General features: G+C 40.5%; 19 protein-coding genes. 6 read left to right on the forward strand and 13 right to left on the reverse strand.

Annotated features, from left to right (window positions below; all coding sequences use genetic code 11):
* Positions 1–101: 101 nt before the first annotated feature.
* From B879_RS10845 to B879_RS10875, 7 genes are all read right to left on the reverse strand, one after another.
* On the reverse strand, positions 102–1,646 hold the full coding sequence (locus tag B879_RS10845; protein ID WP_009185226.1) for a 4Fe-4S binding protein: 1,545 nt from the start codon (positions 1,644–1,646) through the stop codon (positions 102–104).
* Positions 1,643–2,995: an NAD(P)/FAD-dependent oxidoreductase gene (locus B879_RS10850; RefSeq protein WP_009185227.1), complete on the reverse strand. Its 1,353-nt coding sequence runs from the start codon at positions 2,993–2,995 to the stop codon at positions 1,643–1,645. Before B879_RS10850 ends, B879_RS10845 begins: the two co-directional genes overlap by 4 nt.
* A complete protein-coding gene (locus B879_RS10855) occupies positions 2,988–3,746 on the reverse strand; it encodes a DUF547 domain-containing protein (RefSeq protein ID WP_009185228.1) in 759 nt (252 codons plus the stop codon). Before B879_RS10855 ends, B879_RS10850 begins: the two co-directional genes overlap by 8 nt.
* A gap of 30 nt (positions 3,747–3,776) precedes the next feature.
* Positions 3,777–4,268: a rhodanese-like domain-containing protein gene (locus B879_RS10860; RefSeq protein WP_009185229.1), complete on the reverse strand. Its 492-nt coding sequence runs from the start codon at positions 4,266–4,268 to the stop codon at positions 3,777–3,779.
* A gap of 90 nt (positions 4,269–4,358) precedes the next feature.
* Entirely contained in the window at positions 4,359–5,072 is a 714-nt protein-coding gene (locus B879_RS10865) for a Crp/Fnr family transcriptional regulator (RefSeq protein ID WP_009185230.1), read from the reverse strand.
* A gap of 75 nt (positions 5,073–5,147) precedes the next feature.
* Complete coding sequence (locus B879_RS10870) at positions 5,148–5,567, reverse strand: type I restriction enzyme HsdR N-terminal domain-containing protein (protein WP_238542121.1); 420 nt, start codon at positions 5,565–5,567, stop codon at positions 5,148–5,150.
* Positions 5,568–5,755: 188 nt separating this feature from the next.
* Positions 5,756–6,445, reverse strand: a complete 690-nt coding sequence (locus B879_RS10875) for a ComEA family DNA-binding protein (RefSeq protein ID WP_009185232.1) — start codon at positions 6,443–6,445, stop codon at positions 5,756–5,758.
* A gap of 225 nt (positions 6,446–6,670) precedes the next feature.
* Here B879_RS10875 and hemA point away from each other — a divergent pair, with 225 nt between their 5' ends.
* A complete protein-coding gene (gene hemA / locus B879_RS10880) occupies positions 6,671–7,948 on the forward strand; it encodes a glutamyl-tRNA reductase (protein WP_009185233.1) in 1,278 nt (425 codons plus the stop codon).
* Here hemA and B879_RS10885 read toward each other — a convergent pair.
* From B879_RS10885 to B879_RS10900, 4 genes are read right to left on the reverse strand one after another with little or no spacing between them, the layout of a single operon-like run.
* Positions 7,945–8,835, reverse strand: a complete 891-nt coding sequence (locus B879_RS10885) for a hypothetical protein (RefSeq protein ID WP_009185234.1) — start codon at positions 8,833–8,835, stop codon at positions 7,945–7,947. The two genes, hemA and B879_RS10885, sit on opposite strands and share 4 nt — an antisense overlap.
* Before the next feature lie 18 nt (positions 8,836–8,853).
* Positions 8,854–9,102, reverse strand: a complete 249-nt coding sequence (locus B879_RS10890) for a hypothetical protein (RefSeq protein ID WP_009185235.1) — start codon at positions 9,100–9,102, stop codon at positions 8,854–8,856.
* Between the two features lie 47 nt (positions 9,103–9,149).
* Positions 9,150–9,863 carry a glycosyltransferase family 2 protein gene (locus B879_RS10895; protein WP_009185236.1) on the reverse strand — a complete coding sequence of 238 codons (714 nt, stop codon included), beginning with the start codon at positions 9,861–9,863 and terminating at the stop codon, positions 9,150–9,152.
* A gap of 6 nt (positions 9,864–9,869) precedes the next feature.
* Entirely contained in the window at positions 9,870–11,015 is a 1,146-nt protein-coding gene (locus tag B879_RS10900) for a cystathionine gamma-synthase (protein ID WP_009185237.1), read from the reverse strand.
* A gap of 63 nt (positions 11,016–11,078) precedes the next feature.
* Between B879_RS10900 and B879_RS10905 the strand changes: the two genes are divergently transcribed.
* Together B879_RS10905 and B879_RS10910 are read left to right on the forward strand one after the other, a co-directional pair.
* Positions 11,079–11,786, forward strand: coding sequence for a TVP38/TMEM64 family protein (locus B879_RS10905; RefSeq protein WP_040400491.1), 708 nt, complete (start codon positions 11,079–11,081; stop codon positions 11,784–11,786).
* Positions 11,787–11,935: 149 nt separating this feature from the next.
* The gene (locus B879_RS10910) at positions 11,936–12,121 is read left to right on the forward strand and encodes a hypothetical protein (RefSeq protein ID WP_009185239.1); all 186 of its coding nucleotides are present in this window, start codon (positions 11,936–11,938) and stop codon (positions 12,119–12,121) included.
* Positions 12,122–12,169: 48 nt separating this feature from the next.
* On the opposite strand, the gene porU2 is transcribed toward B879_RS10910, so the two are convergent.
* Together porU2 and B879_RS10920 are read right to left on the reverse strand one after the other, a co-directional pair.
* Complete coding sequence (gene porU2, locus B879_RS10915; RefSeq protein WP_009185240.1) at positions 12,170–17,191, reverse strand: putative type IX secretion system sortase PorU2; 5,022 nt, start codon at positions 17,189–17,191, stop codon at positions 12,170–12,172.
* 1 nt (position 17,192) lies between these two features.
* Entirely contained in the window at positions 17,193–18,305 is a 1,113-nt protein-coding gene (locus tag B879_RS10920) for a putative type IX sorting system protein PorV2 (RefSeq protein WP_009185241.1), read from the reverse strand.
* Between the two features lie 388 nt (positions 18,306–18,693).
* Between B879_RS10920 and B879_RS10925 the strand changes: the two genes are divergently transcribed.
* The 3 genes from B879_RS10925 to B879_RS10935 all read left to right on the forward strand — a co-directional run.
* Positions 18,694–19,026, forward strand: a complete 333-nt coding sequence (locus tag B879_RS10925) for a PadR family transcriptional regulator (RefSeq protein ID WP_040400493.1) — start codon at positions 18,694–18,696, stop codon at positions 19,024–19,026.
* Position 19,027: 1 nt separating this feature from the next.
* The gene (locus B879_RS10930; RefSeq protein WP_009185243.1) at positions 19,028–20,923 is read left to right on the forward strand and encodes a PspC domain-containing protein; all 1,896 of its coding nucleotides are present in this window, start codon (positions 19,028–19,030) and stop codon (positions 20,921–20,923) included.
* 196 nt (positions 20,924–21,119) lie between these two features.
* Positions 21,120–22,500 (forward strand): MBL fold metallo-hydrolase RNA specificity domain-containing protein (locus B879_RS10935; protein WP_040400487.1); only part of this gene is annotated, 1,381 nt, incomplete at its 3' end.

The raw sequence follows: 22,500 nt of genomic DNA on the forward strand, positions 1-22,500 counted from the left end.
TTGGAAAAAAAGGAATAGAAGATGGGCCTGAGCAAAACTGTAAAACAGTACAAAACACATGGCTAAAAGATAAATGACCAGAAAAAAGTACATGACTGACATCAGGATTTTACTTGGACTGATTTATTTCCGATAATGATGGGCATATCATTGATCCTTCCATCCTCAGTTCCATTCTCAAGCTTTAATACACCTCTCGGACAAACCGCTGAACAAACCCCACAGCCCACACAAGATGCCCTGACAATATTTTGCCCTCTTTGTGCATACCAGCGCACATCAATTCCCATTTCACAATAAGTCGAACAGTTACCACAGGATATGCACTGTCCTCCATTCGTGGTAATCCTGAACCTGGATTTGAACCGCTGAACGATTCCTAGGTAAGCGGCCAGAGGACAGCCAAACCTACACCAAACCCTATTGCCCATCAAAGGATAAAAGCCAGTGCCCACAACGCCCGCAAAAGCCGCCCCAATGGCAAAACCGTAAATCGAATGAAGCTGATTAGTAGCCTGACCAAGTAAGCCAAATTCCATGAAATAATTGGCCAGGGTCACCGCGGTCATCAATACAGCAAAAACCAAAACCCCATGAACCAAATACCTTTCTACTTTCCAGGCTTTTAAAGTTTTATCAGACAGCTGCCTATATGGATCACCCAAAGTCTCTGCCAATCCACCGCAACCGCAAACCCAAGAACAGTACCAGCGCTTTCCATAAAAATAAGTCAATAAGGGAACACCTATGACAATGAGAACAATCCCCCAAACCAACATAAACATGCCTAAAGCACCGGAGCTCACCATGCCTTCCAAGCGATAATCGTAAAAGAAAGAGTAATCCAAAGGCCAGATATTTTTAAAATCATGCCATGGTTTATTCAACAAAATCAATATTTCCGGAATGAGAAAGGCAAAGGCCAATTGAAAAAACATGACTGAAGCTGTCCTGATGGTCTGATACATATTGCCTTTATATTTTCTAAACATCCGAATTCCCATAACCAAAATGGCCAGGGTGTAAAGCAAGCCATATAAAAACCACTGACTGGCCTCCTGACCTGACAGCGCCTTACTCAGGGGATCGACCATAATCACCAAATTGGCGATGTAGGCCGGGAACCAATATAATAGCACGTAAAACAGGATCAGGTATGTACCTGTAATGATACCCAAGAGTCCTCTGGACTTCATGGAAGAAAAATAAATTCCATTATTTTTTATGCCTTCAGGCTCCCCGCGATAAAGCGGAACAATGTAAAGCATTGCCCCAAAAATGGCCAAAAGCACAGACAAGGAAAAATAAGCCAAAGGATAATCGGAAATAGGTGTATTTGCGGCAGCCTTGGTAAGCGGAAAGGAATAATCATCCCATATTACTTCATCCCAAGCCTCTCTGATTTTTAAATCATCATTATGGGCATCAATTAGGCGGTTAAGGTCCGAAATAAACTGGAAATTAATTTGGTAGGTTTCCCCAAACATAGGCCTCAATATGCTAAGCATGACTTCTTGATGCTCGGACTTAACTTCTGCTTCGACCATGGTTTCTTCTAACTGATATTGGCCTATGAAAGGAAGATAAGAGAATATGGATAGGCCCACAATAAAGAGACCTAAGCCTAATACCTGTAATTTTTTCATGCCCTTGAACCTATTAGTTTATGAAAGAAAGAAGTTTTCCTGAACTTGACAGCCTTACCTCTAGTCTTATTGTATGCGTCTAGAACCAAGCGGTGGTAAGGTTTGTAAAATTCCGGGTTGAAACTTGATTTGTCCAACTGCCCAATCACCCGGTCTATGGTCCATTTTTCGGAAATTGCCCGATCAAAAAACTCATGTCGCAGCCTCCATCCAAAAGCATTTACGCCCTGAAAACATTCTGAATGCTTTAAATAATTGAACCGAATGGCAACCTTTCCAGACTTATCTTCCCAATAAAATGTCTCTGAGTCTTCTTCTATCTGAGGTGGAACATTACCATATGTCTGATACTCTATGTCAAAAAATTTAGCTGAGTTAAACCATACACCAGGTTGATATGGCATTACTCGGGCGCTGCTAAGGTTATGGGCCAAGGACTCTCCATGCATCCTTCCTGTATACCAGACTTGCTCAATTTTTTTCCTGTTTTCACCAATGGAATCTCTAAATTCAGCACAGTCTCCAATGGCATAAACATTTGCTAAATTGGTTCTGAAATAGGTATCCACCAAAATCCCTTTCCCTAATTCCAGGTCTGTGTCCCTCAAAAAGTCAATGTTTGGTATTACGCCAATGGTAATCCCAACAAATTCACAGGAAACGGTATCTCCATTCTTGGTTCGGATTGCCTTTACGTTTCCTTTTCCATCGTCCAAAATCTCATCCAGTTCTGTGGACAGACGTAGGTCAATCCCATGTTCCCGTATATGCTTATTGATGAGCATGGCTTCCTCTTTTGGGAGTACATTATCCCAAAAATTAGATTCCCTGACAATAAAAGTCACATGGATTTTTCGGCTTGCCAGCATTTCTGCCATTTCTATTCCAATCAATCCTCCTCCTACTACCACGGCACTTTTTATGCCTTTGGTTTTTTCTGCCATCAATTCTAAATCCTGATAAGAATAAAGCCCTTGTACACCATTCAGCTGCTTACCAGGCCAATCCAAGATAGCAGGTTTAGAACCGGTAGCCAGGATAAGATGATCATAATGAATGGTATCGCCATTGTGACAGATGAGCTTTTTTTGCTGAAAGTCAACCAGCTCTATCCAAGCCTGAAGTAAGTCTATCCGGTTTTTTTCCCAAAACCAGTCCTCATAAGGTTTTGTATGTTCAAATTTCATATGCCCCATGTAGATATACATGAGGGCTGTTCGGGAATAAAAATATTTAGTCTCTCCGGATATCACCAAGATATCTGCCTGTTCATCATTTTTCCTGATATTTCTGGCACAGGTAATTCCGGAAATGCCGTTACCAATTATTACTATTTTACGCTTACTCATTGAGTGACCAATCGTAGGTAAGATGGCTTATTTTTGCCTTTTTGTTGATTTTAACTTTGGAATATTGGTTAAGATAATCAATTAAATCCCCTTTGCGAGTAAAATCTTCCTTAAACCATGAAAAAATCTGAGAAACCTTGATATTCTCAGCACTGATGCTGTTGCGTTTGGTGTCATTGATAAAATTGAACGCTGCCTTTTCCAACTGTAATTCAAGCCTTTCGGGTACAAATGCCTCATTGGACAGGACGGGACAGGAAAATGAAGCACAATTGATGGCAAAATGTATCCTGGGTTCATCAAATTCTTTTCTCAGTATTTTATGCTCTATTTCATCCAATGATGCCGGCTTACCTCCTATCTCAAAAAATTCTATGTGCCAGACTGTGTTGAGAAGTGGAACCGGGTATTTAGGCTTGATGTCCCTGATGCTTTTTACGGGATAATGATCAATGATCAATTTGATCGTAAAAGCATTGTAAGCATTGATCCAATAAGCCAATTGCTCTTCTTTGGTCCAGACTTTGCGATCAGGTGGATTTTTACTTAATACATTCAAATAATCATCCAACTGCTTTTTTTCCCTCATAAAGCCTTTGTAATCAACTTTACCATCTATGCTTACAAATTCCTGAAGCAATTTATCAAAATCTCGATGTGAAGGAGCGACCGTTCCACTTTGACCTAAGTCTGAACGACCACAAGCAAGATTGATGAGTAAAATGGAAAAGACGACAAGAAGGGAGTGCATGTGTGAGGCTATTTTTTTTTCGGAAGGAACTCAATATACTTTTTCACCCTTAGAGAGCCAAATTCCCCAAGCCCGATTGTAAGCATGGACTTTTTGGGTTGACTGTCCATTGGTATAAACGGGTAATTCTTCATTGACCCAATGAAAAATACCTCCATAAAGATTATAAACCCTAAGAAAACCAGCTTCTTTAAGTTTCTTACCAATTTCTTGGCTTCTGGCTCCAATGGAACAGTAAACTACTATCGGTTTATCCTTATCCAGGTCTTTTACCCTTTTCAAATCAAATTCATTGAAGCCCACCCACCGTGCATTCTGTAAATGACTGACTTCGTATTCCTCTCTTTCTCTGGTATCCAAGAATATAGCAGCCTCTAAGACATCTTGATCATCAATATTTACCAAAGGAAATTCTTTATCATAAACCCCCTTCAGTAATGTTTTATAAGCCATACTCTGTGCATCAGAGGTTTTGTAGGCGAATACAAACAATACTATCCAAAGGCATCGCGTGATTTTCATACATATTAAACCAAAAAGAATAAAAAATGATTGCATGTAAATGCTGTTCATTTTTCACCTAGAAATCAAAAAAACAGAAAACCTGGATTTTCAACCATAAAAATCTGACAGTCTTGCCAAGCCTTTTTTATCAATAACAATTATTTTCTTGCCCTCAAAATCTATCAATTCATCCTTTTTGAATTCAGAAAGCAACCTGATGACTGTTTCAGTGGCAGTGCCAACAATTCCGGCAATTTCTTCCCTTGTCAATACAATATCAATCTTCTCTCCTTCTTTTCCGTCTATGCCATAGGTTTCAGAAAGCTTTAATAAGGTAAAAGCCAAACGCTCCCTTATGGACTTTTGGGTAGCATCAGTAAGCTTACTTTCCATTACTCCCAAATCGTTGCATAATGCCTTGGTAACCCGCTGATGAAATGCATTATCTTCAGATAGCACTTTGAGGAAACTCTCTCTTGGCACAAAGCAAATATTGGCATCTTCAACAATGGTAGCTGAGTTGGAATAAGCTTCCTCTCCTAATAGAGAAGCATAACCCAAAAAATCTCCCTTCTTAGCCAACCTTATAATTTGTTCCTTACCGTTGGATGCAGTTTTATAAACCTTTACCACGCCATCACTGATACAAAAAACACCCAGTGGCTTGGTACCTTCATAAAAAAGAATCTGACCTTTTTTATGGGTAATCAGGTTTTTTGATTCAGATAATTGACATAAGTGAGGTTCAGAAACATCTGCAAACAAAGAAAATTTCCTGCTTATACAGAGTTGGCAAGGGGTATTTTTTTGCTGAACTTTCATAGGGGCTGGTATTAATTTAACTACAAACTTATATCCTAAATATAAGGAAATACATGACAAAAGTCATAATTTTCATTATGTAAATTTTGGGAGATCGTGTAATTGCTCATAACGGGCACTAATCCGGTCCAGCTTGAAAAACACATGTTTTAATCCATTACTGATCCCAATAAATTCAGCATTAATGCTTTTGTTATACATACAGACCTGTTCCAAAGTTTTCTGAGAAAGCGGTACTTCAGGGGCTTTGCATTCAATGAGCAAAAAGGGATTTCCATCCCTGTTTAAAATAAGAATATCAAATCGCTTTTGAAGCTTATTGTATTGAAGGCCTTTTTCAAGTGCAAACAAACTTCTTGGATAACCTTTAAATTGGGTCAAAAAAAGTATCATATGTTGCCTCACCCATTCTTCGGGAGTTAATACCAAAAATTTCTTACGTAGCGGGTCAAAAACACTCCATTTTCCATCCTCCTGTCTAAGCTGATGTTCCATCTCGGGAAAATTAAGTCTTGTATCCAAATAAGTATACCTGTCCACAGCCATGCCACAAATATGCTAGATTTTCAGGTAGTAATTTCACTTTTACCAATAAGAATTATAAACGGATAATTGCGAATATACTTTGTAAGCTTCTGGGCAAGGCCGGGCCTGATCAAATTGGTAAGCTGCGTTGATTTTTTTTAAAATACCAAATAGGGACGCAAGCGCTCCAGCCAATTTTCATTAAATATTTTAATCTCAAGAAGGTCTTCTGGGGATTTATAAGGACCATGCTGTTCCCTGTAAGCCACTATTACCTTAGCTGCTCCATAGCTGATGTATGGATGCCGGGCTAAATCTGAAACTTCCATGTGGTTAATGTTGATTTTTTCCTGAATACCAGGTCTAAATGTGAAATATTCAAAGACTCTTTCCATTAGCTCAGGGTTCATACCATACACATCTAAAAGTTGCTCACGGTCATGTAGCCCTCCCATATTATCCCGGAATTTAACAATCCTACCGGCCATAGTCTGTCCAATTCCAGGCACTATCTGTAAAACAATGGAATCTGCCTCATTAAAGTCCAGTTTGTTGAGAACTGCAGTCCTGGAAGCTGGAAGATTCCTTTTTTTATTGCTGGAATCTTGTTGAATCAAACTTTGTACACCCACATACTCTGATATCTCCCAGCCGTTTTGTAAAAGGCTATCCAGTTTATTTTCATAATGCTCATACAAATGAATACTATGCTTTTGCAGGGACCAATCATACAAAGATGGAATGGAATAAAGGATAACAAGTGCAGGTATCACCAATATAAAACCCTTTGACTCCCTTCTTGAAAAACCAAAATAAGCCTTAAGATGGAAAAACAGATTTCTTTTCATAAAAATGCCGTTTATAAAAATTGATGCTTTGCATCATAGACCTTATCTATGACTCATAAGTTAATACAATTTGAAAATTTTTCAAAGTTTACCGATATTCGTGCCCTTAAATGACCAACAAACACCCTTAAATTATTTAGACAGATTTTAAATTGAGTATACGATTGGGAAAATTTTCTTTTGAATCGTAAACTGAATTAAATTTGTACGTTAAAGAAGCCTGGAATGCAAAATAGATTTAGAGCAATAAGTTTATCTTACAAAAATGCTCCTGTAGAAATACGGGAGGTCATTGCATTAGATGAAAGCTCTATTCATTCGCTTTTGGTCAAATTGAAGGATTTTTTCAGCATTACAGACACTTTAATTCTTTCTACCTGTAACAGGACTGAAGTCTACTATTCTCATGAACTTGATATCAGCACAGAGGTTATCAAACTCATTGGGTTAGAAAAAGGTCTCACTAATGTGGTGGACTACATTGATTATTTCAATGTGCTGTCTGATGATCAAGATGCGATTGAACACCTATTCAAAGTATCAGTGGGCTTGGAAGCACAGGTAGTAGGAGATATGCAGATTGCCAACCAGGTAAAGCGTGCCTATCAAGCCTCTGCTGATTTGGATATGGCGGGTCCCTTCCTTCACAGGTTGATGCATACCATTTTCTTCACCAACAAAAGGGTGGTACAGGAAACTGCATTCAGAGATGGGGCGGCTTCTGTATCTTATGCAGCTGTTGAGTTGATCGAAGAGCTAACATCAAATACTTTTCAACCAAGGGTATTATTAATAGGTGTCGGCGAAATTGGAGAAGATGTGGCCAAAAACATGGTGCATATCCCTGAGGCAAAAGTAACCATCACCAATAGGACTTTCGCAAAGGCCCAAGCTTTAGCTGATGAATTAGGGTTTGATGTCATCCCTTTTGAGGAATGCTTTGAAGCCATGAAAAGCGCCGATGTGGTTGTTTCTTCCATCATGAAGTCAGAGCCATTTATAACCAAAGCCTTGGTGAAATCCATGGACATCCCAAGCTATAAGCTCTTTGTGGACCTTTCTGTGCCTAGAAGCATTGAAACCACCATAGAAGATGTACCTGGTGTGCTGCTGTATAATGTGGATAACATCAGGAGTAAGGCATCAGCTACATTGGAAAAAAGATTGGCTTCTATTCCACAGGTGGAAAAGATCATTGAAGAAAGCATTGATGATTTCTTCAATTGGAAAAAAGAAATGATGGTTTCCCCAACCATCAATAAATTGAAAAACGCCTTAGAGCAAATCCGTCAGGAAGAAATGGCCAGGTTCCTGAAAAATGCAGATGAAAAACAGATTGCTATCATTGATAAAATCACCAAAAGCATGATGCAAAAAATCCTCAAAGTACCTGTGGTGCAATTGAGAGCTGCATGCCAACGTGACGATGCAGACAAAATGATAGATATCCTGTCTGACTTATTTGATCTTGAGAAGGTCAGTGAAAAGAAAAACGACGCTTAGTCATTGATTCTTAATTCTCTCCTAAGGAATTCATCCTCCAAACTGTTTTTGTTCCAGTAATCAATCTGCTTAAAACCTTTTCTTTTGGCAGTAGTAATTTCTTTTTGCCCTTCCTTGGTATTCAGGATTTCTTCCCACGCCATGATTTGAAAAGGAAATTCCTTCTCAAAATCAATATGAACTACCCTCTCACCTGAACTATAGGTCAACTCCATCCTGTTCCTGTCCCTGCTGATGTCGATAATTCTGATAAATGCCTCTTCGGCCTTAAATTCCTTATGACTGAACCTTTGATAAATCATCGATGGCAGCACTTTAACATTACCTGTGGGAACCTGATTGGGATTGATCCTGATCAAATTCCATATATCATCTTCTATCAAACCTGACACAGAAAATTCCTGATCTCCTTCTTCTTCAAAATAAGAATATAGCCTTCCTTTGTAATCCTGTCCACTTTTCAAATTCAGTTGTGTAAAAGTATGCCCGCACCATTCCTGAGAGGTTAAATTGAACTTCACCCCTAAGCTCGCTTCTTTGGTTGGGGTAAAGGCAGAAAGCATCATGTGATAGGGATAAATACCGGTCAGGAAATCCCTGGTTTGGTTCATTTTCAAAACACTTAACTTATCCCTGCCTGCTTCATTGGGCTGATCCAGCTTGACTTGTTTTTTCCTTGAAAAATCCTCAGTCACAAAGATAAGAACCGCTTCCCCCTCTCTTGCTTCTCCATATCTATACTGCACCAGATCATAACTGCTGATCTCAGCCTTCCCCTGAAACCAATAATTCCCCCAAGATTCAAAATCCACTTCCAGTCTTTCTTGTCTTCCACAGGAGAAAATCCCTAAAACAACAAGACAAAATAGTATAAGCTGATTATTCATAGGCGCTATTTTTTTCTTTCAGATAAATCCTCCTGCCTGATTTTGCTGATTCAATGGCATCGGACAAAATCTCAACCACCAAAAGGTATTCTCCAATGTATATAAACCAAATTCACTCATTTCCATACTTCCTTGGATTACTGCTCCAAAAAAATCAAATGGATTTGACTGAGTGCCAGTATCCTCTATATCTGGAAAAAACAAAGCATCATCCAGCTTATATCTTTCTTTAAATTGTTGAATTAAGTCGGAATTAGTTTCATGCATTTGAGGATGTTTTATAAAGTTAAGAAAAAAACTAGAGTATTCCCTGCTTACCAATATTTCCAGATCGTCCAAAGAATCTTATAACCCGCTCCAAACACTCCTTTCACTGTACCACTGACCTTGGAAACACCAATTCTTTTTTTGTAATCAACGGGCACCTCAGTTGTCTTTAAACCTGCCTTTGCAGCTTTGATCTGCATTTCTACTGTCCAGCCATAATTCTGATCCACCATTCCGAGAGCCACCAACCTTTCCCACCTAATCGCTCTGAATGGCCCTAAATCAGTATATTCAACTTTATAAATCCACCTCAAAAGTGTGGTAGCTAACCAGTTTCCAAAAACTTGAGGCAGGGTCATTGCGCCTTTCTCCCTGTTACCTCTCGCCCGTGATCCGATCACCATGTCATAGCCTTCTTTGACAATCGGTTCTATGAGATCAGGGAGTTGTTCAGGGTAATCGCTATAATCCCCATCTAAAAAAACCAAAATATCCGGCGGCTTTGGCAGCGAGGAAAGATAGGCCATTCCCTTTAGGCAGGCTTTACCATAACCCATTTGAGGCTCATCCAACACAATGGCACCTGCAGCCTTGGCAACGGAAGCCGTACCATCTGTTGAACAGTTATTGACTACAAGAATGTGACGCACCATTGCTGGCACATCATGTACTACCTTCCCAATCGAATCCTCTTCATTATAAGCTGGAATCAGTACATCTATAATGGGCTGAATGGGAGGTGCTGCTTCTTTTGGGGACATCCGAATTTATACTTTTGCAAGTGCAGCATCAAGATCTGCTTTCAAATCCTCCACATCTTCAATGCCTACACTTAAGCGGATCAAAGAATCAAGTAGACCAACTTTCTCACGCTCTGCTTTAGGGATGCTGGCATGTGTCATACTGGCAGGATGTCCGCACAGTGATTCAACACCACCTAATGATTCTGCCAGTGAAAAATAATGTAGGTTTTCAAGAACAGTTTTGGCATCATCAACCCGATCTCCCTTAATGGTAAATGAGATCATCCCTCCAAAATCACGCATTTGCTTCTTGGCCACCTCGTGATTGGGGTGGCTTTCAAAACCAGGCCAATATACCTTATCCACCTTAGGGTGTGACTTTAAAAAATGGGCTATTTCTCTCCCGTTTTGACAATGACGTTCCATCCTTAAATGGAGGGTTTTAATTCCTCTTAGTACCAAAAAGCAATCCTGTGGCCCAGGTGTAGCCCCACAGGCATTTTGAATAAATGCCAATTGGTCTGCCAGTGTTTGGTCGTTGACTACAATTGCACCCATCACGACATCAGAATGCCCACCGAGATATTTGGTTACCGAATGCATCACCATATCAGCGCCCAGGTCCAATGGATTTTGGAGAAAAGGTGTAGCAAAAGTATTATCAACAGCAAATAATAGCTGATGCTTTTTGGCTACCTTTCCGATTTGCTCAATGTCTATGATATTCATCATAGGGTTGGTCGGCGTCTCAGCCCAGATCAATTTGGTATTGGCATTCACATAATTTTCAATATCTGATGGATTTTCCATAGATATGAAATGAAATTTAATGCCGTATCGCTGAAAAACTTTCGTGAAAATCCGGTAAGACCCCCCATAAAGATCATTGGTACTGATTACCTCATCACCGGGATTCAGCAATTTGATAATGGCATCGATGGCACCTAGTCCTGAAGAAAAACACAAACCAAATTTTCCATTTTCCAGGGCCGCCAAATTATTCTGTAGGGCTGTCCTCGTGGGATTGTGGGTTCTTGAATATTCATACCCCTGATGGTCCCCAGGTGACTTTTGTACATAAGTGGAAGTTTGAAAAATAGGGGTCATAATGGCTCCTGTAGAAGAATCTGGTTCAATTCCCGCATGGATGGCTTTGGTTCCGAATTTCATAATAACTTATTTATGGGTTTTATCCTGTTAAATTTATTTCCTTTGCAGGAAATCAGCCCAAAGATGGAAAAAAAGAGAGGCATTTTCAAGGAATTCAAAGAAGCTAGCAGGATTAATCCCAAAATGGCTGCAGGTATTCTTTGGGTAAGCATCATGCCCGCATTGGGCAGTATGTTGGCTGTCCCTCTAGCTTTGACAAACAGTAAGTTTCTAGCTGAAATGAATTTTTATGATCCCTTGACTGGTTCTCTGGCATTGCTTACAGCAGTTGCCTTGATGGGCTTTGCTTTGATGCCCACTACCATGCTGGCAGCCCTATCAGGATTTCTTTTGGGTTGGTCTGCCTTTCCCTGGCTTGTTTTAGGTTATACATTGGCCACGCTTTTAGGGTATGGCTGGGGAAAAGGATTGGGACAAGACAGCTTGGATTTGCTACTGGAAAAATACCCCAAAGCCAAAGCACTACTTGATCAAAAAAAAGGCAGCATTGGAGAATTGATTTTCTTTGTCAGACTTAGCCCCATCATTCCCTTTGCACTTTCCAATTTATTGTTTGCACTCATGCACTCCGGTTGGAAAAAGCTGGTCATTTTCGGCACCATTGGCATGTTGCCGAGGACGACGCTGGTCTTTCTTTCAGGCACCATGGTTTCAAGCATGTATGAAGCGATCAAGTCTGAAGGAATTACTGGTAAAGGTTGGATTTTTGCAGGACTTTTATTGTTGAGTATATGGGGGATTTGGAGGTTTTTTAGAACAGACAACCATTGACAGCTATCAAGTTTTTCAAATTGACAATATTTTTGCTGATTTGATTATTTATTTTTAATAAAAGTGAAAATTTATTGTTCTAATGAAAAAATTGGCATAGAATTTATGGATATTTATAATTGTCCACGAGACATAAAACAATCTAAAAAATGAAAAAAAGCATCCTTGCACTAGCAATCGCTGCAACGGCCTTCATGGCATCTTGCGGCTCCAAAACTACTCAAGAAGTGACTTCTGAGGAAGTTGAAAGCACAATCGAAGAAGCTTCCGAAGAGGAAATTCCAGTATTGGAAGAGGAAATTGAAGAAGATTCCTCTGATGTATCAGAAAATTGATTTTAAAATTGAATCCAGTAATAACCCGCCTTCTGGCGGGTTATTTTTTTATCTCAACAAATACATTTTTCCATAACCTTGCCTAAAGGCCCTATCCCCTGCTGTGGCCCTAGGCTCGACAAAAGCTCCATTTTTCCTCACAAGCACCCGGTAAATGTAAACCCCGTTGGCCAACTGATCGCCAAACTCATCTCTCCCATCCCAAGCATATTCGGTGATGTTGTTGCCAATTCTTAAGGGGCCGAGCTCATCCTGTAATATTTCCCTTACGACTCTTCCTGTAACGGTCATGATCTGAATTTTGATCTGATCGGGAACCTCAGACCCAGTTACAGTGAATACAAAGCGTACAGAGGTACTAAAAGGATTGGGATAGGGATAAAAATTGGTAATGGTAGCCTCATTGATTACCTCAAAAGTAATTTCATAGGGTTTATCTACACCTAACTCTTCGGTCACCACCCTAAACGTATAGATACCGTCCTCTAGAGGTCCAGGCCTGAGCTCCACCCTAAAACTGCTGTTGGCGGTAGCTTCCGACCAACTTATTTTTGGACTGGAAAAATTTTTCCGCTCAAACTGGCACCCATCACAATGCTTCCTCAGAAACAACTCCATTCCCAAAGTATCTTTTTTCAATATCAGGGATTTCTCATTCTTTAGCATGGAAGTTATCATCACAGTAGGCGATACAATATCCCCATCCATGATATATACACCATCAAAGTTTACATCAAGGATGGAAGTTGTATTGTCCGGATTGACTATAAAATAGGTGCCAAGATCAATCAGGTTATTCCTGAAGGTTTGCTCCATGATGATCCTTGGATTGGCAAATACCTCAAAATTATTGTTCCCTCCCCAACCAATGGAGTTAAATGTAATGGTAAACTCATGGGATTCACCAGCTTTTACTGCAGGAATTTTCTTCCTGAATTTTTCAGTTTTTCTTCTGGTATTATTGCTTACTGTCCACTCGACAACTATTGAGTCTAGAAAATCAAACCTTGCCAGGTTTATAAATTCAAACGCTAATGTTGACTCCTCGCCTTCCTGAAGATTGATCTGTTCCTCTTTACCTTTGAATACCAAAACACCTTCCGGAACACCCGTATAATTAACCTGCCACTTGGCCAATTGAGCAGGAGCAGTGGCTTCTTCATCCTCCATGGCATAACGAAGTCTCAGGAAAGGATATAAGCTTGGGTTGACACTGGAAATATCCAGTTGATTTTCCTGAATATTTGAAAAAATCACCTGTTCTTCTCCATTAGCCTTCACACCGAAAACATCAAAGTGGGTGAGCTCTTCATTGATCCAATCACGGCTTCTTAATTCATTGAAAAACAATTTCCACTCGGAAGAGGGACCAATTCTTGGCGTCAAAATACTGCCTGCCGTAAAATATCCATCTAAGGTAGTTTCAAAATCGATGGCCTGCTGATTGGTCTCCAATTCTATATCGCGCTTGGCAACAACTTCTACGGATTCCCCTGGCCTCATACCTTTCCTGCCAAAAAGAATGTAGGGGTCTCCATTTTGTAAATTTCTGAGCACCGCTTCATTGGCTCCCAGTTCACGGAGTTTTTGGATAGGCACATCAGACCACTGTCTGAAATTAACAGCCCCAATGGTGAACAATACCACATAATCTCCTTCTTTTACACCATCCACATAATCTGCAACACTAAGGCCCGGTCTTTCAATCCAGGCATTTCTAATACTCTGAATGACCTGTGGAACTTTGCCACAACTCCTTCCATCTAAAATATCAAATCCCGGTACGGGTATGGCTAAGTATGGTGTCAAGGAGCGTTGATCAAATGCAACAAGGCCCAATGAGCCATCTGGACACAAACGGGCACTTCCATCCACAAAACTGTCAATGATCTGCGGAACGCCATCGAGGATAAACTGCGCATTCCTAAAGGTCAAACTATCCGCATCATTACCAAAAGTAAACACTTCGATATCCAGACTGGTATCTTTAAATTTCCATTCCCTTTTTACAGGATCTATCTCTAAATTGCTCAGCAAATTGCTGTCCATTTGTGGCATGACACGTTGTGTCCAACCTTCAGGTCCATTTTGAATGAAACTAAAGCTGCTTACTGTCCAACCATCATTTTCTCCTTCTCTTGGATCCAAAAAGCGTGTCCTCCAATAAAAAGTAACAGAATCCATCTGCTGAATATTCTGAAAAAGATCTACTTCCCATGTTGCTGTACTGGATGTGGTAAGCCTGATTTCTCTTCTTCTTGCTGAGGAAAAATTGGCCGCAGTATCTATCTGAAACACTAAGTTTCTTGGCTCTAGTGATTTCCCGGATATCTGAGCCGTCAAAGGGATTTTCTCTTCATTAACAATAGCAAAATTATAGGGCAGGATATTTAAAGTACCACTCAAAGGGACAAATTTGTTTACAGTGACACTGTTGTTTAAATAAGTCATTTCGGGAATAACCCTACTGGGATTGATGGTAATGGTAAAAAGATTTTCCCCAAAGGCATTGATGCCCGTATTCGGTACTAAAAATTCGATGGTATCTCTCCTAAATACAGGGGCAATCTTGGATAATGGATAATCAATTGATGTGCCATCAGGCAGACGTCTGTTGACGGAAAACTCCACGGAATCCAGATCCACCCTTCCCAAATTCCTTAACGCAAAAGACAAGTTCAGAAACTCTGCATTGGCATTGAGCTCTTCCCCGTCCAAGCCTTCCAAACTGACATCTTCTTCTCTTATGGCATAATCTGCTCTGTCAGCAGGAAAAATTCTAGCAGCCGGGTCACCTAACAAAACCAATTGCTCTGCATGGGACCTGTTGACCACCGATGTCCCAAATCTTTGATAAAAAAGCTTTTCTGCTTCCTTCCTCACTTCACCAACACTGCGGTAAATCATACTGGAATCTGCAAAGGCTTTATTATAGAATGACTCAGAGTACCTTCTCAGATAAATGTCCACGCCTATATTGGCATGTGCCAGAAAATTGGAAGCGCCTTTAAAAGGTGTCAAAATCCAGTCCTCCCCAAATGTGCGGATGTTGCCGAAGGAATTACCCGCATCACAACCATTCATTAAAATCATGGGGTATTTACCCCTGTTATTATACCCCTGAGCGGGGTCTGAAGCAAGCCCAATTTCAATATCAATCACTGTGGGAGCTGCATGACCAAAAAATGTAATTAAACTAAGCCCCCGATTGACATCTGAAGATATGTCAATTAGTTCAACGGTAGAATTGGACCGCTTTCGGTAGGTTTTCACATTTCCTCCTAAAAAGGGCCCTTCCGCAATGTTTTTAAACCCATTCAAAAAATTAAAAAACCTGGTCAATTCAAAGGAAGATATCCCGCCACTGAGGTGGACAATATCTTTCTGCCAATCCTCAGATACACCTAAGGCGTCTTTTTCTTTTATTTTTTCCAAATAATCCGTCACATCTTGAGGGGTTCGGGCAGGTATTCTTCCAAAACCCAAAGCCGGCACGAATGGGTTGCTCCTGTCCAGCCCGATCACATAATTATTATCGGCATAAGGGTAGCCTGCCGGGGGAATCAAATCCTGAAAAGTAAAACGCTCAGGAGCTTGTCGGTAAAAGAAGTTAACCCTATCCTGCCTTACTGTACTGTACATACCCAAAGACCTCCCTATCAACAATAAATGCTCAGGTTGGAATTTCGGATAATAAGCCCTCATAAATTCAAAGATGGCCAGGGGCGTCTTCTCACCGTAGGAAAATTGATCATACAGCTCGCTGATATTAACGGTCAAGGTATCAAAACGTCCCCCTTCATTGGACGCACGGTATTGTGCATAAGCCCTGACCGGATCAGGGTGTATGGAAGATTGTCTTCTCAGGCTTCTATGTGAAATAATCAGAAAATCTGCCGGTTGATTTAGAAGGTCCCTAAACCGAATTCTTTGGATGCCACTGACTGCACGCACATTCATGGTATTTTCGAGCCAGACTTTACTGGAATTATTGGCTGCCGCTTTTAGGCGGAGTGTATTTCCACTTTTTTGAACGGGTATTCTAACAGGGTTATTGGTGTCGGAAATCTCATAGGCTACGTAATTGGCAAGCATATTACCCAACTGCAACGCTTCTTGACCTGGCTCTACTATAAAAAGCTCAGCATCCCTGTCTCCATTCTGTACAGTCTTAGGATAGGTGATCCTTACATAAGCGATAGAAATATTATCTACTGCCTCCGGACCATTGGAGGTAACCCTGATCGTAATATTCCCGGATGGATCAAAATCTGCCGCTGTGAGTTCAATTTCCCTGTTCAAGACATTAAAGTCCCGGTATTCAAACCTGGCCAATTCTCTAACACTGCCCAATGTAGGCCCTGCAAGTACGGCAGTGACATGAGGGTTTTCAGACCTGCCGGTCAAACCTATTTCCAGTTTAGCCGAGCCTGAAGCCGGTATCTGCCCAAGATCAGAAAAGGTAATATTTCTAGGCGCACTTTTGGTAACAGGAGCACTCATCCATCCTTGTCCTTCCTCATATTCTGCCAAGCGGACTCCAGGGAAATACAACCTGCCCAAATTATATTGCTGGAAATAAACTTCCATGTTCTGGGTATGATATTGAGCCAAGATAGGCTCTGAACCATCAGGCTGTGGCCTGCTTCCCATCCTTTTTCCAGGTGTCCCGGGAGTAACTGTCAGGAAAAAAGCAGTACTGTCATTATGATGGTTGTACATGATATTCCCAATGTGATTGGGATTTCTAAAAAGTTTTCTGTCCAACGTTGCATCGTTTCTCTTCCCATAAAAATCAATGAAGTCATTGGGGTCAAAGCGACCATCTTCCTCTCCCTGCACAAAAATAGATACCTCTTCCCCCCTATGATACAACCTGATATTTCTTGGATCTATGGCATTGGGGTTTAATCCTGCGCTGGAAAGGGCAGCAAAAGAAATACGATGAACGCCATCCTGTACCGTCGGAATTTTGTAATAAGGCAGGTTATAATCAATCCAATTATTTTGAGCCTGGGCCAATCCGGTCAAAATCAAGGGAATCAGTATGGTCAATAGCAGCCGGTTCATATCAATTGTTCCAACCTTTGTTTATCCTAAACTTTCCATCATACTCCTGCAAACTCACTTTTACACTGATCACATGGGAATAAGGTGTCTGAGACACGCCCCCAATATCGGTCAAAGCATAATCAATCTGAAATTTCTCATTCAGAAATACACCCAATCCAAAACTTGGTTTCCAGGACATGTAAAATGTATTGTCAAAGTCTTTGATTCTCTGCACATTACTTCCACCAACCCGCAAAAACACTAAATTGCGGTAAGCTCCTTCCAGACCAAGCCGGGGATCAAAACTCACCAAATTGGTCCTAAATATGGTATTCCTCCTACCATCAAAGGTGAAGTCAAGGTCCAACACCCCCTGCACCCGGATATCCTCCCCAAATTCCACATCCCTTGTGACTGAAAAAATAGCACGGGGAAGGGTAAGTTCTATAGAGTTTACGGGAATCACATTGTCTGTTTGTGCATAGATGTCCCTGACCATTTCTGCATTGTGAAACCAGGCATTAAAGGTACTCGTCACATCCCTGAGCATTACACCAAAACGCCATTGATCCATCAAATAAATCCCACCTACATCCAAGCCAAATCCCCAAGCCTGGGCAAATTTACCAACATTTCTATGGATTATTTTTGTATTTACCCCTAGCTTAAAAGCATCGCTCACATCCCGGGCATAGGAAAGCAATAAGGCATAATCCGCAGCATTGAAAAATTGGATGTTATTATAATTCAAAACCCCATTGGCATCATATAAAAAACGGGTATCTGGAATATCATCTACCCCAAAACGAATAAGTGAAACCCCAATCTGATTGTCCGCATCAATGGCAGTGGTATAACCTAAGTAATCAAATTTCGCTATCCCTGCAAAATATTCGGCATGCATAAGAGAAAACTCATGCTTATGCTTTACCCCTATGAGACCGGCAGGATTCCAATAAGAAGCAGTCACATCCCTCACAGAAGATACCTGAGCGCCTCCCATGGCCAAAGCCCTTGCCCCTATTCCGATATTCATAAACTCATTGGAATATTTGGGTGCTATAGTTTGAGCACTAAGCCATCCACTTAGAAGAAAAAATAAAAAACTGATAAAAACCCTGAAAATGAACATGTACTACGCGTAATTCACCAATGCAAAGTAAAAATAAATACTTAAGTTATTGTCGAAATTGAGAAAAAATAAACGCTTCTCCAAATCCCAAACTGTACGCTTTCGGACAAGTAACTGTCCATTCAGATCACATCCTAATTTTTCAAAATCTGAAATTGTATATGGTGCTCAAAAAAAATCATTTTACCCCTTATTTTGAAAAAACTGCGAATCTGGAAAGATATCATGGTTTTATGCTAAGGAAATAAAAAAATCAGTACCCTTATTACACCATTTAGCTTGTAATACAAGGTAGCTTTTCACACTTTGGTATAGTTTTTCTATCTAAACATAAAAACAACAGCTTATGCTACACAGCAGAAGCAGACAAATAAGAAAAAAACTAACTATGAACGCTTCAAACACCCAGATTCAAATGCGGAAAGGCCTATTGGAGTTCTGCATTTTGCATATCATCAAAAGGGGGGAAGTATATGCCTCAGATATGATAGAAGAACTTACTGAAGCCAAAATGATAGTCGTAGAGGGAACACTCTATCCATTGCTTCAAAGATTGAAAAATGCTTCCCTGGTTTCTTACCGTTGGGTAGAATCAGAATCCGGACCTCCTCGGAAATACTATTCCATTACTGAAGAAGGAAAGCAATTTCTGGAAACACTTAATGCAACATGGGATTCACTGGTACAATCCACCCAACAAATCACTTCAAAGCAAAAATAACATGAAAAAGACCATAAGCATCAATATCAGCGGCATCCTTTTTCACATTGAAGAGGATGGTTACGCTAGCTTGAAAAAGTATCTGGAAGCCATCAACAGACACTTCTCACATTATTCAGACAATCAAGAAATCATTTCAGACATTGAAAACCGGATTGCAGAGATTTTTCTGAGCAATCTCAAAAACAACAAACAGGTAATCACTGCTGAAAATGTAACCCGGCTGATCGAAAAAATGGGGACCATCGCAGACTTCAAAGCTGAAGAAATGGCAGAAGAGGTACAGCAGGAAAAGGTAGATCAGGAAAATGACTTCTATAAATACATCACCCCTCCAGGTCAGGAAGGCAAGGGGTATAAAAAACTCACCCGTCTGGAGAATAGAAAAATCTTAGGCGGGGTTTGTGCAGGAATGGCCCATTACTTATCAATAGATCCTCTTTGGACACGATTGGTAGCCCTATTGCTTCTCTTTAGCGGGAAGCTGAATTTTGGTCGTCCGGCTTGGGACTTTCTTCCATGGAATTTCAATTTCTCTTTCTCCTTAGGGATTTGGGCATTGATAGCTTATGTGATATTATGGGTGATTTTGCCTGTTTCCTATGATGAACCCGAGGATAAGCATATTAAAAAACTTTACCGAAATCCAGATGACAGGACTTTAGGTGGTGTAGCAAGTGGCTTGGCAGCCTACTTTAACATTGAGGTCTTGTGGGTAAGGTTACTCTTTATCGCACTGATCTTTGCAGGAGGAGCAGGCTTTGTCATCTATATCATCCTATGGATCATAACTCCCCAGGCAAAATCCATCACAGAAAGAATTCAAATGAAGGGCGGAGCGATAACCTTGGATAACATAGAAAGTACCATCAAAGAAAACATGAATCCTTTGCCCATAAAAGAAGAAAGTCAAACAAAAAAAGTTTTACTCGCTCCATTTAGATTCTTGGGAAAAGTCCTCAATAAATTGGGGGAAGCACTGGGACCATTTGGTTTATTCTTGCTGGCTGTAATCCGAGTAATATTCGGTTTGATCATCAGCTTTATCGGAGTCAGTCTTTTTATGACACCCCTTATCTTGCTCGGCGTATATTTTCAAATAGTACCCCTGGATAGTTCCATGGTACAGTTATACGATATCCCTACTGAATGGATTAAGGATGTGGTGCCTTTATACCTGGCCATAGCCATAACTTTTGCCATATTGATTCCAGGCTTGGTCATCCTGCTTCTGGGTATCAGTGTAATCATTAAGAAAAGTATCATCAATGGCAGATTTGGCCTATTGGTACTTGGAGTATGGTTACTTAGCATCGGTGTCGCAGGATTCCAAATACCCAAAACCGTTTCTCAGTTTAAAACGATAGCCACGCACACAGTGGAAACACCCATTGCGTTCAATGAAGGCACCTTGGTATTGAAAGCAGTTAGTGAAGCCAAAAATTCAAACATGTACGAAATGGTTGAGTTGCAACTTGAAGGAACAGATGGAAAGGAAATCATGCTTGTCCAAGACTTTAAATCCAGAGGAAAAGGATATGAAGATGCTCTTAATAATGCCGCTGCGATACCTTATGGTTTTTCAATGGCGGATTCTGTACTGACACTTGAAAGAGGGATCAACCTTAATCAATTGGAAAAATTCAGAGGACAGCATCTCTCTCTAATCCTGGAAATACCGCTTAACCAACCTTTTGTGATGGACAAATCTATCTTGCCGATTTTACGTAATACTTTAAATAAGGCAGGGTACAGAAGTAGAGACGTAAGTAGTAGGAACTATTGGGTCTTCAATGAAAATGGCTTGTTATGCTTGAATTGCAATAACGACGGGAAAACCACGGAAGTAGACAGTCTTTCAAGGGCCAAGTTCAGAGATGCCTATTTCATGAAGTAAATACAAATGAACTAAACCAACACTACCAAGCTGCCGCTTAATTTGTGGCAGCTTTTTTTATGTTATTTGTTCAAAAAAATAGGTGCAGTAAATTATGACGGGCAATTATTGTTGAAGAGAAAATAATTCCCAACTATGTTTGCTTGATTACCTTTAATTATCTTGTACATTTAGTAAAACAATATCCCAAAATAATATGCAGCTAAAAGTTAAATTTTTAGGGGGAGCCAAAACAGTGACAGGTTCACGTTACCTTATAGAAATGGATCAAATGAAGTTCATGATAGATTGTGGACTGTTTCAGGGATTGAAGGACTACCGACTCAGGAACTGGGAAGATTTCCCAATTGATCCAAGCACCATAAATTTCATTATCTTGACACATGCCCATATTGACCACAGCGGCTATTTGCCCAAACTGGTCAAAGAGGGCTTTAAGGGAAAGATATATTGCACCTTCCCAACAGAAGAGCTGGTCAAAATTCTATTACTTGATTCAGGCAAACTCCAGGAAGAAGATGCAAAGTATGCCCAGAAAAAAGGTTATTCCAAACACGAAAAACCACTGCCTTTGTACACTACCGAAGATGCTGAAAAAGTATTTCCCTTGTTGGAGCCAGTGGAATTGGAAACCGAATTAAGGATAGAAGACCGAATTTCTATCACCTTTTATAATGCTGGCCATATTTTGGGGGCTGCCATTGTGAAAGTAAAAGTAAGAGGAGCCAATCAGGAGAAAAAACTGGTGTTCTCAGGAGACTTGGGCAGGTACAATGACCCTATTTTTCATTCGCCCAACCGTATTCCCTTTGCGGATGTTTTATTTATGGAGTCCACCTATGGGAATAGACCACAGAAAGATCAAAAACCTGTAGAAGAGCTTGGGCGTGCCATTAGAGAGACCTATAGAAACGGAGGAATAGCAGTAATACCGGCATTTGCGGTGGGAAGGACACAAATGATTCTATATTACCTACACCGTTTGCAGCAAAAAGGCAAGATTCCGGATATCCCTATTTATGTAGATAGTCCAATGGCTATTGATGTGACCAAATTATATAAACGTTTTCACCAGTACCACAGGCTTGGTCCTGTAATTGATGAGGCAGATGCCAACCCCTTTCTGCACAAAAACCTACACTACTATAAAAGTCAAGAGGCCTCAATGTCCCTCAACAACCTGAGGGGGGATGCCATCATCATTTCTGCCAGCGGTATGGCGACAGGGGGCAGAATACTTCATCACCTTTACCACCGGTTACCCAATGAACAGGACAGCATCATCTTTGTCGGCTACCAGGCAGAAGGCACCAGGGGGAGGAGACTCCTTGAAGGTGAAGAGACCTCAAGAATGTATGGCATGGAAATCCCTGTAAAAGCCAAAATCCATTATATCGAAGGTTTATCCGCACATGCAGATCAGGAAGAGTTGATGGAATGGGCAGAAGGATTTGTCAGTAAACCTAAAATGACTTTTATGATCCATGGAGAAAAAGAAGCTTCGGAAGCCTTATCGGAAAAATTAAAAGAAGAACTGGAATGGAATACTATTGTGCCCGAATATTTAGAAAGTTTTG

This window comes from Cecembia lonarensis LW9 (genome assembly GCF_000298295.1).
Lineage (GTDB): Bacteria > Bacteroidota > Bacteroidia > Cytophagales > Cyclobacteriaceae > Cecembia > Cecembia lonarensis.